This window comes from Vicinamibacterales bacterium (assembly GCA_041659285.1).
Taxonomy (GTDB): Bacteria; Acidobacteriota; Vicinamibacteria; order Vicinamibacterales; family UBA2999; genus 12-FULL-67-14b.
On sequence record JBAZYO010000003.1, the window covers coordinates 130,509 to 144,227 of the forward strand.

Annotated in this window: 15 protein-coding genes; 14 read left to right on the forward strand and 1 reads right to left on the reverse strand. The window is 67.3% G+C overall.

The features are described 5' to 3' along the window. Positions 1–76 precede the first annotated feature (76 nt). From WC815_05540 to WC815_05605, 14 genes are all read left to right on the forward strand, one after another. Positions 77–1,330, forward strand: coding sequence for a vitamin K epoxide reductase family protein (locus WC815_05540; protein ID MFA5908216.1), 1,254 nt, complete (start codon positions 77–79; stop codon positions 1,328–1,330). After that, complete coding sequence (locus WC815_05545; protein ID MFA5908217.1) at positions 1,330–2,283, forward strand: ABC transporter ATP-binding protein; 954 nt, start codon at positions 1,330–1,332, stop codon at positions 2,281–2,283. Before WC815_05540 ends, WC815_05545 begins: the two co-directional genes overlap by 1 nt. Before the next feature lie 2 nt (positions 2,284–2,285). Next, on the forward strand, positions 2,286–3,092 hold the full coding sequence (locus WC815_05550; GenBank protein MFA5908218.1) for an ABC transporter permease: 807 nt from the start codon (positions 2,286–2,288) through the stop codon (positions 3,090–3,092). A gap of 7 nt (positions 3,093–3,099) precedes the next feature. Further along, entirely contained in the window at positions 3,100–4,035 is a 936-nt protein-coding gene (locus WC815_05555) for a hypothetical protein (GenBank protein ID MFA5908219.1), read from the forward strand. Then, positions 4,035–4,805, forward strand: a complete 771-nt coding sequence (locus tag WC815_05560) for a prepilin peptidase (GenBank protein ID MFA5908220.1) — start codon at positions 4,035–4,037, stop codon at positions 4,803–4,805. Before WC815_05555 ends, WC815_05560 begins: the two co-directional genes overlap by 1 nt. Further along, a complete protein-coding gene (locus WC815_05565; protein ID MFA5908221.1) occupies positions 4,805–6,052 on the forward strand; it encodes an ATP-binding protein in 1,248 nt (415 codons plus the stop codon). The genes WC815_05560 and WC815_05565 overlap by 1 nt, the downstream gene beginning before the upstream one ends. An 833-nt stretch (positions 6,053–6,885) precedes the next feature. Further along, positions 6,886–7,110: a DUF433 domain-containing protein gene (locus tag WC815_05570; GenBank protein ID MFA5908222.1), complete on the forward strand. Its 225-nt coding sequence runs from the start codon at positions 6,886–6,888 to the stop codon at positions 7,108–7,110. Further along, positions 7,107–7,457, forward strand: a complete 351-nt coding sequence (locus WC815_05575; protein MFA5908223.1) for a DUF5615 family PIN-like protein — start codon at positions 7,107–7,109, stop codon at positions 7,455–7,457. Before WC815_05570 ends, WC815_05575 begins: the two co-directional genes overlap by 4 nt. A gap of 72 nt (positions 7,458–7,529) precedes the next feature. Next, positions 7,530–7,997: a hypothetical protein gene (locus WC815_05580; GenBank protein MFA5908224.1), complete on the forward strand. Its 468-nt coding sequence runs from the start codon at positions 7,530–7,532 to the stop codon at positions 7,995–7,997. 382 nt (positions 7,998–8,379) lie between these two features. Continuing rightward, complete coding sequence (locus WC815_05585; GenBank protein MFA5908225.1) at positions 8,380–8,880, forward strand: hypothetical protein; 501 nt, start codon at positions 8,380–8,382, stop codon at positions 8,878–8,880. Further along, complete coding sequence (locus WC815_05590; GenBank protein ID MFA5908226.1) at positions 8,877–9,821, forward strand: prepilin-type N-terminal cleavage/methylation domain-containing protein; 945 nt, start codon at positions 8,877–8,879, stop codon at positions 9,819–9,821. The genes WC815_05585 and WC815_05590 overlap by 4 nt, the downstream gene beginning before the upstream one ends. Further along, entirely contained in the window at positions 9,818–10,516 is a 699-nt protein-coding gene (locus WC815_05595; GenBank protein MFA5908227.1) for a hypothetical protein, read from the forward strand. The genes WC815_05590 and WC815_05595 overlap by 4 nt, the downstream gene beginning before the upstream one ends. Before the next feature lie 65 nt (positions 10,517–10,581). Continuing rightward, positions 10,582–11,178 (forward strand): hypothetical protein, encoded by a 597-nt coding sequence (locus WC815_05600; GenBank protein MFA5908228.1) that lies wholly within the window; start codon positions 10,582–10,584, stop codon positions 11,176–11,178. Beyond that, positions 11,175–12,575 carry a sigma-54 dependent transcriptional regulator gene (locus WC815_05605; GenBank protein MFA5908229.1) on the forward strand — a complete coding sequence of 467 codons (1,401 nt, stop codon included), beginning with the start codon at positions 11,175–11,177 and terminating at the stop codon, positions 12,573–12,575. The genes WC815_05600 and WC815_05605 overlap by 4 nt, the downstream gene beginning before the upstream one ends. A gap of 26 nt (positions 12,576–12,601) precedes the next feature. On the opposite strand, the gene aroB is transcribed toward WC815_05605, so the two are convergent. Further along, entirely contained in the window at positions 12,602–13,687 is a 1,086-nt protein-coding gene (gene aroB, locus WC815_05610; protein ID MFA5908230.1) for a 3-dehydroquinate synthase, read from the reverse strand. Between the last annotated feature and the right edge of the window lie 32 nt (positions 13,688–13,719).

Consider the following 13,719-nt stretch of genomic DNA (forward strand, 5'->3'; position numbering starts at 1 on the left):
GCGGCTACGGCGAGACCTCGCCGAAGCCATTCAGCTCAGTCAATGGCGAAGGCGGGTTACGGAGTAAAATCCCCCGATGGCCAGCCCGACCGATTCGTCCGTTCCCGCCACGCCCCCGGGGACGGCCTGGTATACGACCTTTGCCGTGCTCGGCCTGGTGGCGTCGTCGGCATCCGCCTGGGTGCACTACCAGCTGCTAAACGACCCCACCTACACGAGCATCTGCGACGTCAATGCCATGTTCAGCTGCACGGAGGCGTATTCGAGCCGGTACGGCGCGGTCGGCGGCGTGCCGGTGGCCGTGTTCGGCGTGATCTTCTTCGCATTCGTGATCGGCCTCGTCCTCCTGTGTTCTCGGTCGGCCACCGCGTCCGGGAATCTTGCGGGGTATGTGTTTGCGGCCTCGACCATCGGCCTTGCCGTGGTCCTCTATCTTGCCTATGCGTCGTTTGTCATTCTCAAAGCGGTGTGCGTGCTGTGCGCCGGCACATACGTGGCCATCATCGGGCTGTTCCTGCTGTCGGGAGCGGCCACCAGGTACCCCATGACCAGTCTCCCCATTCGTGCTCTTGGTGATCTTCGGCTGATGTTCCGCACGCCGTCTGCCGTGGCGGCCGCGGTGGCCTTCGTGCTCGCGGCTGGCGCCGCGGTCGCGTGGTTCCCCAGCCAGGCGGCCACCGCCGTCTCGGCCGAGCCCAGCGCGGCCGGTGCGGAACAAGCGGCCGCCGGCCCGGCGCCCAGCGCCGACCAGATTGCGCAGCTCGAACAGTATCTGGCCCAGCAGCCGCGGGTGCCTCTGCTGGTGCCGAACGAAGGTGCGGCCGTCGTGATCGTGAAGTTCAACGACTACCAGTGCCCGCCGTGCCGGCAGACGTTCATGGAATACAAGCCGGTGCTGGCCAAGTGGGCGAAGCAGCAGCCCGGCAAGGTCCGGTTCGTGATGCGCGACTATCCGCTCGAGCGGCAGTGCAACAGTTCCGTCAACCAGGATCTGCACCCGTCCTCGTGTGAAGCCGCCGTGGCGGTGCGCCTGGCGCGCGAGAAGGGGAAGGCCGAGGCGATGGAAGACTGGCTGTTTGCCAACCAGCCCACGCTCACGCCCGAGGGCGTCAAGGCCGCGGCTGCGACCGTCGGCGGCGTCACCGGCTTCGACGCGCGGTTTGCGGCCACGCTCGAACTCGTCAAGGGCGACATCGCCCAGGGCGCGCAACTGAAGGTGTCGGGGACGCCCACGTTCTTCATGAACGGCCTGCGGCTGCCCGGCCTGCGGGCGGAATTTTTCGACGCGGCGATCGCGTGGGAGCTGCGGCGGGTCACCAGCGGTAAGTAATGGCCGCCGCGATCGAGATCGAGGGGCTGACCAAGGATTTTCCCGTCGGTTTTTGGCGCCCCCGTCCCTACCGCGCGCTCGACGGCCTCACGCTGAACGTTGAGGCCGGCGAAGTCTTCGGGTTTCTCGGCCCCAACGGCGCCGGCAAGAGCACCGCGCTGAAGCTGCTGATGGGGTTGCTGTTTCCGACGTCCGGCGCCGCCCGCATCCTGGGCCGGCCGTTGAGCGACACCGCGGTGCGGCAGCGCATCGGCTTTCTCGCCGAGAACCCGTACTTCTACGACTACCTGACCGCCGAAGAGCTGTTGTCGTACTTCGCGCGCCTGTTCGGGTACCGCGGCCCTGACGTCGTCGCCCGGGTCGGGCGCGTGCTCGATGAGGTGGGCATCGGCGCGGAGCGGCGAATGCGGCTCCGCCGGTTCTCGAAGGGCATGATTCAGCGCGTCGGCCTGGCCCAGGCCCTGCTCAACGATCCGGAAATCGTGTTCCTGGACGAGCCGATGTCGGGCCTCGATCCACTCGGCCGGCGGCACGTGCGCGACATCATCCTGCGGTTGCGGGCGCGAGGGTGCACGGTGTTCTTCAGCTCGCACATCCTGTCCGACGCCGAAGCGTTGTGCAGCCGCGTCGGCGTGCTGGTCCAGGGCCGCCTGGCCGCCTCCGGCGCGCTGTCGGAGATTCTCGCGTTCGAGCTGAAAGGCTGGGAGTTGGTGCTGTCAGGCGTCGGCGCCGACCTGCGGCCGGAGATCGAGCGCATCGGGCGGGTCACGCCGCTCAGCGACGGCCACGTCATGCTCCACCTGCCGCCCGATGCCGAGCCTGATCGCCTGCTCGGCGACTTGACCCGCCGCGGCGCCCGCATCGTGTCGCTCAATCCGGTTCGCGAGACCCTCGAAGACTATTTCGTGCAGGTGGTGGGCGCGACCGCGCCTCGCGACACGGGGGGCGTCTGATCGTGAGGACCATCTGGATCGTCGCTGGCGCCGTCTTCAAGGAATCGGTCCGCGACCGCGTGCCCTACACGATGGTGATCTTCGCCGTGCTGTTGATGGCCGCGTCGTACCTGATCGCCCAACTGACCGCCGGCCAGGACCTGAAGATCATCAAGGACCTCGGCCTGGCCGCGCTCTCGATCTTCGGGTTGCTGATCGCCGTGTTCATCGGCATCAACCTGGTCTCGAAGGAAGTGGAGCGGAAGAGCGTGTACGGCCTGCTCGCCAAGCCGGTGAGCCGCGTGCAGTTCATCCTGGGGAAGTACGCCGGCCTGGTGATGACACTGGGCGTGAACATCGCGGTGATGACGGTGGCCTATTACCTCGTTCTCTACTACATGGACGTCGTCACCCCGCCTGGCGCGAAGCCGGCGTGGGACGCGCCGGCGCTCGACCCGCGACTGCTGCTCGCCGTGGCGCTGATTTTCGGCGAACTGATGCTGGTGACCGCGCTGGCGCTGTTCTTCTCGACGTTCTCGTCGCCGCTGCTGGCCACGGTGCTGACGCTCGGCCTGTGGGTGGCCGGTCATTTCAACAGCGACCTCCGCAATTTCCAGAACGTGCTGGACGTCGCCTGGATCGTCTGGCTCACCAAGGTGCTGTATTACCTGCTGCCGAACCTCGCGCCGTTTGACATCAAGGCGGAGGTCGTCCACGGCATGCCGGTGGCGGCCTCGCACGTGGCCTACACGCTGCTCTACGCCGCGATCTACATCACCGCGCTGATCGTGTCGTCGATCGCCGTCTTCCGGCGGCGCGATTTCAAGTGAACCGGCCATGAACGCCACCCCGGCCCGCACCGATCCGCGCCCATCCGCCCGCCCGGCACTTGCCGTGGTCGCGGTGCTGCTCCTGCTGTCGGTGGGCGTGCAGGCGGTGCGCGATCGCGGCTGGGAGCCCTACGAGCCGATCGCGCCGGTGATGTGGCTGCGCTCCGGTCCGCTGCTCGATCGCCTCTCGCTCGGGTTCGACGCGCTCGTTGCCGACGTCTATTGGATTCGCGCCGTGGTGTATTACGGCGGCAAGCGCCTGACGGAGGGCCGCCAGCGCAACTTCGAGCAGTTGTATCCGCTACTCGACCTGGTGACCACGGTCGATCCGCACTTCCGCGTCGCCTACCGGTTCGGCGCCATCTTCCTCACCGAGGCCTACCCGAACGGGCCGGGGCGGCCCGACCAGGCGGTGTCGCTGCTGAAGCGCGGCATCCTCCGCGACAACGGACGCTGGGAATACTTCGAGGACATCGGGTTCATCTATTACTGGTGGCTGCGCGACTACCAGGCGGCGGCCGAATGGTTCGCGAAGGGTGCGGAACAGCCGGGCGCCCCCGAGTGGCTCAAGCCGCTGGCCGCGACGACGCTCGCGCAGGGCGGCGACCGCATCTCGTCCCGGTTCCTGTGGCGGCAGATCCTCGAGACCGCGGACGTGGACTGGCTGAAGACCAACGCGCAGCTTCGCCTGGCGCAGCTGGACGCGATGGATCAGATCGATGAATTGAACCGGCGGTCGCGGCAATTCATCGAGTCCCAGGGCCGGCCGCCGCGCGACTGGCGCGAGTTGGCCGTCAGCGCGCGGCTGCGGAGCGTTCCGCTCGACCCCGCCGGCACGCCCTACGTGCTGGACCCGGCCACGGGCGCCATCGACCTGTCCCGGCAGTCATCCCTGTGGCCGCTGCCGGTCGGCGGTCCAGCCAAACCGTTGGCGCCACAGTAATGGAGGCCACCACCCAGTTGCTGATCGTCGCCGGCCTCATCGGCCTGTGTATCGGCAGCTTCCTCAACGTCGTAATCTACCGGCTGCCGCTCGGGCAGTCGCTGGTCTCACCGGGGTCTCGCTGCACGAAATGCGGTTACGAGTTGCGGTGGTACGACAACGTCCCGGTGCTCAGTTGGGCGTCGCTCGGCGGCCGCTGCCGCCAATGCCGCGCCGCCATCTCGGCGCAATACCCGATTGTCGAAATCATCACGGCGCTGCTGTTCGTGCTGGTGGTGTGGCTGACACCGGTGGGGCCGCTGATGGTCAGCCGGCTGACCCTGGTCAGCATTCTCGTCGCGCTCTTCGGCATCGACCTCGAACACCAGATCCTGCCGAACGTGATCACGCTGCCGGGCATTGCCGTGGGCCTGCTGTTCAGTGTCATCGCGCCACCGGGCTTCACCGCCGCGCTGATTGGCGCGGCGCTCGGCGCCGGCGTGCTCTACGGCGTGGCCGCCGCCTACTACCTGGTGCGCCGTGAAGAAGGCCTCGGCATGGGCGACGTCAAGATGCTGGCGATGGTCGGCGCCTTTCTCGGGTGGAAGGCGGTGCTGGTCACGCTGGTGCTGTCGTCGTTCTCGGGCGCGCTGATCGGAATGGCGCTGATCGCGCTGCAGAAGGGCAGCATGAAGCTGGCGCTGCCGTTCGGCACCTTCCTGGCCCTGGGCACGCTGGCCGCGATGCTCGCCGGCGATCCACTCATCACCTGGTACTCGGGCTTCTTCTGATGCGCGATCTCACGGTCGCCGGACCGGCGCTGCTCGGCCTCGCACTCATGATCGCGTTCCTCCTGATCGTGGCCGTGGTCATGCTCGTGCGGGCGGCCAGCGGCCGCACGCGCGCGAAAAAGCCGGAACGCGGCGACAGCGCCATGCTGTCGATGGCGCTGCAGGAGGCCGTCGCCAAGCTGAAGGCGCAGGAGCGCCAGATGGCGGCGCGGGCCGAGGCGTCGGAACGGCTCGCCAGCCAGATCGTGGCCGGCCTCACCTCCGGCTTGGTGGTGGTCGATCGTGACGGCGTGGTGCAGACCGTGAATCCGGCGGCGCACCGCATCCTCCATCTCGATGCCGCGGTGACCAGCGGGCCGGTCGGGGAGATCCTGAAAAGCGTGCCGGCGCTGGCGGACGTGATCGGCGAAGCGCTGCGGACGACGTCGCCCATCCTGCGCCGCTCCGTCACGCTGGAGGGCGGCGCCAGGCCGTCGCACCTGGGCGTGACGGTGTCGCCGATTACCGGCGCCGATGGCGCGATGCAGGCCGTGGTGTGCCTCTTCACCGATCTCACCTCCGTCGTCGAACTCGAGGAGCGCCTGCGATTCAAGGAAGCCCTGGCTCGGCTGGGTGAGCTGACCGCCGGCCTCGCGCACGAGTTCCGCAACGGCCTTGCCACCATTCACGGTTACGGTCGCCTGCTCGATCCGGAAGCGCTGCCACAACCGGCACGAACGTACGTGGAAGGCATCCGCGCCGAGACCATCGCCCTCGGCGAGGTGGTCACGAACTTCCTCCGCTTTGCCAGGCCCGAGCAGTTCGCCATGGCGCCTGTTGACCTTCGCGCCATCCTCTCGCGCGCGATTGAGGATCTCCCGGGCGCCGCGGCCGTGACCACGATCGAGGGCAACTTCGCGACGGTGAACGGGGACGATGTGCTGTTGCGGCAGGCGTTCAGCAACCTGCTCCGTAACAGCCTGGAAGCGTGCGCGGAGGCCGGCGTGGCGCCGGCCATCACCGTGCGTGGCGAGGTGACGGGCGGCGACGTCTACGTGACCGTGGACGACAACGGCCCCGGGCTATCGCCGGCCGCGCTCAGCCGGCTCTTTCAGCCGTTCGCGACGACGAAGGCGGCCGGCACCGGGCTGGGGCTGGCGATTGTGCAGAAGGTGATCGTGTCGCACAACGGGGTGGTCGTGGCCGGCAGCAATCCTGATGGTGGGGCGCGCTTTCGCGTGCGCTTACCGGTTCATGTCGAGGTGTAGGTGGCCGAACAGAAGATCAGGAGTTCAAGCGCTCACGTTCGAAGGTCTCCTGGTCTCCTGATCTTCTGTACGGGTGGGGCGCTTCCACGCGCATCTCGCACGTGATGATCGGCCGCATGCTCGCCAGTGACTACGACGCGTTGAGCCGCCTCACGCAGCGCAGGTATCCGGACGATTCACAAAGGAGACGAGATGGGCGGTAATCTGAAGTGCGTTCTGATCCTTGCGCTAGCCCTCGAATGCACGAACTGCTCGAGTCCACCTTCCGAGACGGCATCCGCGAGGTCCGTTGAACCATGGCGCCTCGAGGTTGCTGCGTCCGATGCTGCGACTGGGCGATTGTGGGTAGGACTGGTTAACAATTCGGATAGCGCAAAGCTGATTTGCTTGCGAAGCCACCTCATCACGATCCCAGGCTTGACAGGAAGCTCATCAACCGGCCGTGGTGCGTCTCCGCATGGATGCACTGTGGAGGAATCATTCGCGATCGTCCGTGCTCGGGAAGGGCACTACGTAACAATAGATCGAGAAGGGCCAATCAGGGCCGAGGCCAAGTTTCGAGTGGAAGTGAGTTTTATTGAGCGCGAACTTGAGACTGCACTTGGGGCCGGGATAGAGCGCGACCTGGTTTGGGAGGGGCGGGAAAGCGACGCTGTCGCGGCGGCGCGCCAGTTGCGGCCGTGAGGGACTAGCAGCATCAACTCAAGGGCGCGGATGTACGCCGATCGAGTGCGAGCACCCGGAGACCCGGTGACCTGCCTCCCGGGCTCCACGGCGGCCGCCTCAGGCCTGACTCGGGCACGTCATTCAACTGCGGGTGTAGAATCTCCGTCATGGGTTGGGAAGATCGAATCACCGTGAATCCGGCAGTGCGAAGCGGCAAGCCCTGCATCAAGGGTACGAGGATCGCCGTGTACGACGTGCTGGAGTATCTCGCTGGCGGCATGACCGAGGAGCAGATTCTCGGTGACTTTCCAGATCTGAAGCGCGAAGACATCCGCGCCTCGTTGGCCTTCGCCGCCGCTCGTGAACGACGCTTGTCGAACTCCGTGGCGTGAAGATTCTCTTCGACGCGAACCTGAGTCCGGCGCTGGTGACCGGACTGCGTGCCGAGTATCCAGGCAGCACCCATGTTCGCGAGGTCAGTCTTCGGTCGGCGCCAGATGCTCACATTTGGGAGTACGCCAAGACTCACGGTTTCGCGATTGCTTCCAAAGACACCGATTTTCGAGAGCGCAGCTTCGTCGAAGGCTTTCCTCCGAAAGTCATCTGGCTCGATGTCGGCAACGCCGGCACGGCCCCGATCGAGGCCCTGCTGCGCAGCGAGCGGCAACGTGTCGAGGCTTTCGCGGCGGCCACCGATGCCTCATTACTCATTCTGTCGATCGGGGCCAGCGCGGTCTGAATCGTACCGGGTTCTTCGGTGAGCGATTCAGATGAGTCTGGTTGCCTGCCGGCCTGCGCGAGAGAGCCTGACATGATAAAGCTGTTTCGAATCCTGATTCTCTGCGGATTCTCGGCCGTCACAGGCTGTGAACGAAGCGTCGAGCAGGAGGTCGGCTCCCAGGATAGCCATCTGTTCGTGCCCGAAGATGCAACCGACGTCAAGCTGGGAAACCGTGGCAGTAGTGTCGCGTTTCGTGTCAAGGAGTCGTACCCGGGGGAGCGGTTTCGGCTGGCATTGGACAACCAATATCACCCCCCCACTTGGGTCAAGCTAGATGAGTTGGTGTTGTTTCCTGGTCGCAGAAGCTCCGAGTTTACTGGTGGCTGGGCGGAGTATGTCGAAGGGGCAAATGTGGTGAGGATGTGGGCAGGAAACTGGAAGAACGAGGACGGAGCAGTGGTCACCTACGTTGTCCGATACCGTTCTAAGGACGGAGGGCCGGTAGACCCCCAGGCAGTAGCGGAAGTCGAGGGACTGTTCGCAAGGAGCCCGCGCTGAGCGAGTCAAGCGCGGACAAGTATGGGCGACTTTATCGCTAGTGAATCGTACCGGGTTCGTCGGAGAGCGATTCAGATGAGTGTTGCCTGCCGGCCTGCGCGATTGCGCCAATACCTCATTGGCGGCTCATCTCATTTGCTCGACCAGCCCGCTCGGCGTGGCTACGCCCCCTGAATCATGCGCATCTCCAGGCTGCGCCTTGGCAGCGCCTCGCCGGCCGTCCAAGCCGCCTTGTCAGAAATTGCAGCACGCCGTCGCCATTCATCGATCAAATACTGCGCGCCGCAGACTCCGTGCCAAACCGGCCCTCGTCAAATCCCGCGAGTAGTCGCTCCGCACACCCGATCCGCCGCAGGGCAGGCGAATTGCACCATCCCGGGGCATGCAGAACATCCCCGACCCGTCACGCGACGGCTTCACCCTGATCGAAACCGTGGTCGCCACCGGCGTCCTCGTCACCGCCCTCGCCGGCATCGCCCAACTCTTCGCGCTGAGCGTCCGTTCCACCCGCGAGGCGGGCGTGCAGGGCACGGCGCTGGTGGCCGCACAGTCGAAACTCGAGTCCCTCCGCTCTCTGCTGTTCACGTACGGTCCGGCCGGTGAGCCGGTTACCGACGCCGCCCTCTCATCGTCGCCGAGCCAGAGCCTGGCCGAAGACACCTCTGGCTTCGTTGACTTCCTCGATCCCGAGGGCAGGGTAGTTGAGTCTGGGGACGAGACCAAGGGCACGGCCTTCACGCGGCGGTGGCGGATTCTTCCGCTCGATCACTTCGTGCCCGAAGCGCTCGTCATCGAAGTCTGCGTGTATCGATACCCCGCGGACGGGCTCGCGCCGGTGTCGGCCGACGCCTGCCTCGCCACCGTGCGTGCGAGGCAGCCATGACGGGCGGGTCTATCCGGCTAACCACCTCCGCCAAGGCTTCGGCGGTCAAGAAGCCGGATGCCACATTCACTATCCGGCTAAAGCCGGATGCTACATCCCGATCTACATCCCGACCGGATGCCACATCCCGGCCGGGCCCGGCAGGCTTCTCGTTGGTCGAGTTGCTGGTGGCGCTCACGGTCTGCGCCCTCCTGTCTGGTGCCGTCGCGGCCGTCGCGCCCCAGGCGAGGGCAGCCTTTGATGCCACCCCGGAAGCGCTCGATCTCCAGCAGCGCGAACGCACGGCGGCCGACGTGCTCGCGCGCGTGCTCCGCTCCGCCGCTCTCGTCGCCGCCACCCGTGACGATGGCACGGCGGGGGAGGCCGTGCCGGCGGTGATGCTGCTCGAACCGGACGACGATGGAACGCGCTTTCACGGCTTCCGTGTGATCTCGCCCGCGGCGCCGGGACGAGGCGTGCTCGACGTGGATCAGTCGAGCCCATCGGGCTCGCTGAAGTTGACGCCCGATGCCAGCTGCCCGTCAGCGGGCGACGTGTGCGGCTTCTCGAAAGGCACGGTGGCCATCGTCGCCGATGTGGATGGCCGCTTCGACGTGTTCACGGTCGCCTCCACCGATAAGCCCGCCCACGCTCTGACCCCGTCGCGCGCGTTCGCTACCGCGTATCCGGCGGGCGCGGTCGTGATGGAAGTGTCGGCCGACACCTATCGGCTGGATCCACAAGCCGACGGATCGTCCACGCTGGTTCGAGAGACCGCCAGCGGCGCGGTGCAGCCCATCGTGGACGACGTGCCGGAGTTCAGCATCGCGGCGTGGCGTTCGTTGGACGTGTTGAAGCGCGTGGACATCACCGTGCGTCTCGTCGCTCGATCGACGGTGCCTCGCCGCCGGGTGCCGGATCGCACCCTTCACCTGTCCGCCTCGTTGAGGAACCCGTCATGACCAGCCAACGCGGCATCGCGCTCATCCTCGCCCTGCTCGCCACGAGCTTCCTGTCTGCCGTCGGCCTCGGCCTGGCGGTGGTGTTGTTCGTGGATCACCTGGCCACCGGCAACCTGAAGGGCTCCGTGGCGCTGCTCCATGCCGCCGACGCCGGCATCGAGCTGGCCGTCCACGACCTGGCCCGCGCCGACTGGAACGCGGCACTCGCCGGCGCGGAGCTGGGAACCGTTGCCGACGGCCCGCCCTCCGGTGTGCGCGCGATCCCCGGAGGCGGCGCCGTGAACCTCACCGCCGAAACCAACACCCTCAATTGCGGAAAGGTCACCTCGTGCAGCGGCGCCCAGATGGACGCCAACACCGACGAGCGCCCCTGGGGCGCCAACAACCCGCGATGGCGGCTGTATGCGTACGGTCCGTTGGACAACCTGCCTGGGCTTGCCCGCCCCGCGCCCGGTTATCTCGCGGTGTGGGTTGCCGACGACAGCCGGGAGACGGACGACGATCCGCTCAGGGACGGGGAGGCGCAGGGGCGCGGCGTGCTCCGCGTGCGCGCCGCGGCGTTTGGCCGGCTGGGCTCGAGGCGGGCCATTGAGGCCGAGCTGGCCCGAGTCTGCGCCAGGGCCAACGGCCAGGAGGTCTGCCGGCCCGGGATTCGTGTGCAATCGTGGCAGGAAGTGCGTCAGCTGGTTCCTTGACCCGCCGGGACGCGAGTCGTACGATCACCCCAGGGGGAAATCGGCGTCGAGCCGATAACACGAACATGAAACGCGCAAGTGCGATCGTAGCCGCCATCCTCGCGATGGGGCCGCTGCCGGCAGCGGCCCAGGCCGGACCGGCGCCGAAACCCGCGTCGCAGACGCTGGTCGATGTGGCCAAGGCGGAAGAGGCGCGGCGCAAGAACGTGCGCAAGCCGGCCAAGGTCTATACCAATGGCGACTTGAAAGGCGAGAACTCGGCCGCGGTCCCCCCGCCGCCGGCCACGCCTGCCAAGCCGGACGCGTCCGGTAACACCACGCCGGCCATCAACATCCCGGGCGGCGCGGCGCCGGCCGCCACCACCGAGACGCACGACCAGGCCTACTGGAGCGCCAGGATCGGCGCGGCGCGCACTGCCTACGACCGGTCGCGGATGTTCGCCGACGCGCTGCAGAGCCGCATCAACGCGCTCACCACCGACTTCGTGAACCGCGACGACCCCGCGCAGCGGGCGCAAATCGAAGGCGACCGCAAGGCCGCCCTTGCCGAGCTCGACCGCGTCAAGAAGGAGATGGACACGCAACAGAAGGAGATTGCGGCCATCGAAGATGAAGCCCGCCGGGCCGGCGTGCCCTCGGGCTGGCTGCGACCGGGCGTGTGAGCGCCCGGGCCGACCAGCCGGCGGCGTCGATCCTGCTCGTTGAAGACAAAGACTCGCTGCGCGCGATGCTCCGCCTGGCGCTCGAAGCGCAGGGCCATGCCGTGATCGAGGCGCGCGACGAGCCGGAAGCCGTCGCCGCGCTGCGTGATTCCCAACCGGCCATCGTGCTGTCAGACTTGCGCCTGCCCCATGGCGACGGCCTCGGCGTGCTGCGCGCCGCCAAGGAAGCCGATGCCGAACTGCCGGTGATCGTGATGACCGCGCACGGCAGCATCCAGGACGCCGTCGCCGCCATGAAGCAGGGCGCGCTGGACTTTCTGGCCAAGCCGGTCGATCCCGATCACCTGCTGCTGCTGGTCGAACGCGCGCTCGCCCAGCGGCGCCTGCTCGGCGAGTACCGGCTGCTGAAGGAAGAGGCCGCGGCCCGCCGCGGCGGGCCGCAGATCATCGGCGACTCGCCGGCCCTGCGCGAGATGATGGTGGCCATCGACCGCGCCGCCGGCAGCGACGCCACGGTGTTGCTGGAAGGTGAGAGCGGCACCGGCAAGGAGCTGTGCGCCCGCGCGCTGCACGACCGCAGCCCGCGCGCCAACGGGCCGTTCGTGGCCATCAACTGCGCCGCCATTCCCGACACGCTGCTCGAGGCCGAGCTGTTCGGCTACGAGCGGGGCGCCTTCACCGGCGCCAACCAGCGGAAGCTCGGACGCTTCGAGATGGCGCAGCGCGGCACGCTCTTCCTGGACGAGATCGGCGAGATGCCGATGACGGTGCAGGCCAAGATGCTGCGCGCCGTTGAAACCAAGAAGATCGAACGGCTCGGCGGCGGCGCCTCGATCCAGCTCGACGTGCGCATTGTCGCGGCCACCAACCGCGGCTTGCGCCAGGCCGTGGCCGCCCGCCAGTTTCGCGAAGACCTCTACTTCCGCCTGTCGGTGTTCCCGGTGAACGTACCGCCATTACGCGAGCGGCGCGAAGACATTCCCAAGCTCGCGCATCACTTCGTCGAGCGCGTGGCCCGGGACGTCGGCAAGAAAATCAGGCTGTCGCCGGAAGCCGTCGCCGAGTTGATGGCCCATTCGTGGCCGGGCAACATCCGCGAGCTGCAGAACGCCATCGAGCGCGCCGTGATCCTCGCCGACGGCGACACGCTGCTGCCGCGGCACCTGAGCCTGTCGCCGGTGCCGAAGAGCGGCTCGTCCATGGACCCCTGGGAGCGCATCGACCTGGGCGGCAGCCTGGCGGAAGCGACGGCGAGAACGGTTCGGGAAGTGGAGCGCCGGAAGATCCAGCAGGCGCTCCGGGACGCCGGCGGCGATCGCGGCCGCGCCGCGGACGTGCTTCAGATCAACTACAAGGCACTCGAAGCCAAGATGCGCGAGCTTGGAGTCACCCAGTAGGGCACCCCTTTATGGGGTGCCGCTTCTCAAGCCCTGAACCCGAGGCTCTTCAACGCCGCCCTGATCTCTTTCGGCGTCACATCCGTCAGCGTCGTCGTCTGCCCTCGCCTGGTCGCCGCCACGAAATGCAGCTTGCCGGCCACCACCTTCTTGTCGCGGCCGATGGCGGCGAGCGCCTCCTTCGGCGAGATGTCCGCGACCGGCGGCAGCGGTCCGAGGTGGGTGATCAACTCCAGGACCTCGTCGTATAGCGACGAGGGTGTCACCCCGCGGGCGACGCCGATCGAGAGCGCCGCCAGCATGCCGTAGCCCACGGCTTCGCCGTGACGGAAGCGCTTGTACTTGGTCGCGGCCTCGAGTGCATGGCCCACGGTGTGGCCGAAGTTCAGGATGCGGCGCAGTCCCGCTTCACGCTCGTCGGCGGAGACCACCTCCGCCTTGATGCGGCAGCAGGCCGCCACGAGCGGCGCCACCGCCTCCGGCTTGCGCGCGAAGATCGCCGCCAGCGTCGTTCGCATCCGATCCAGCAACGATGGGTCCGAGATCACGCCGTATTTGATCACTTCGTAGAGACCGGCCCTGAACTCGCGGCGGGGCAGCGTATCGAGCACGGTCGGGTCGGCGACCACGAGACTGGGGGCGTGAAAGGAGCCGATCAGGTTCTTGCCGAGCGGATGGTTGACGCCGGTCTTGCCGCCGATGGCGCTGTCGACCTGCGCCAGCAGCGTCGTCGGCACGTGGACCACGCGGATGCCGCGCAGGTAGGTGGCCGCGGCGAAGCCGACGAGGTCGCCGATGACGCCGCCGCCGACGGCAATCACCACGGTGGAGCGGTCGGCGCTGGCCTTGACCAGCGCGTCGTGGACGCGGGTCACGGTGGCCAGGTTCTTGGAGCGCTCGCCGTCGTCCACCAGCACCACCGCGCGATCGGCGCCGGCCTTGCGGAAGCGGGGGCCGTGAAAGCCCCACACCCGCGGGCTCGATACCAGGATGCGGCGCGGGCCGAGGCCCGCCGCGTCCATCTCCGCACCGAGGGTGTCGATGGTGCGATCGCCGATGATTACCGTGTAGCCGCCCGCGGCGGCGGTCACTCCGATGCGGGTGGGCGCCATGTACGATTGCTAGGATAACATCCTCATTCGAC

Coding starts and splice junctions, on each gene's coding strand:
- WC815_05540 (MFA5908216.1), top strand. CDS start 77: ATGGCCAGCCCGACCGATTCGTCCGTTCCCGCCACGCCCCCGGGGACG.
- WC815_05545 (MFA5908217.1), top strand. CDS start 1,330: ATGGCCGCCGCGATCGAGATCGAGGGGCTGACCAAGGATTTTCCCGTC.
- WC815_05555 (MFA5908219.1), top strand. CDS start 3,100: ATGAACGCCACCCCGGCCCGCACCGATCCGCGCCCATCCGCCCGCCCG.
- WC815_05560 (MFA5908220.1), top strand. CDS start 4,035: ATGGAGGCCACCACCCAGTTGCTGATCGTCGCCGGCCTCATCGGCCTG.
- WC815_05565 (MFA5908221.1), top strand. CDS start 4,805: ATGCGCGATCTCACGGTCGCCGGACCGGCGCTGCTCGGCCTCGCACTC.
- WC815_05570 (MFA5908222.1), top strand. CDS start 6,886: ATGGGTTGGGAAGATCGAATCACCGTGAATCCGGCAGTGCGAAGCGGC.
- WC815_05580 (MFA5908224.1), top strand. CDS start 7,530: ATGATAAAGCTGTTTCGAATCCTGATTCTCTGCGGATTCTCGGCCGTC.
- WC815_05585 (MFA5908225.1), top strand. CDS start 8,380: ATGCAGAACATCCCCGACCCGTCACGCGACGGCTTCACCCTGATCGAA.
- WC815_05590 (MFA5908226.1), top strand. CDS start 8,877: ATGACGGGCGGGTCTATCCGGCTAACCACCTCCGCCAAGGCTTCGGCG.
- WC815_05595 (MFA5908227.1), top strand. CDS start 9,818: ATGACCAGCCAACGCGGCATCGCGCTCATCCTCGCCCTGCTCGCCACG.
- WC815_05600 (MFA5908228.1), top strand. CDS start 10,582: ATGAAACGCGCAAGTGCGATCGTAGCCGCCATCCTCGCGATGGGGCCG.
- aroB (MFA5908230.1), bottom strand. CDS start 13,687: ATGGCGCCCACCCGCATCGGAGTGACCGCCGCCGCGGGCGGCTACACG.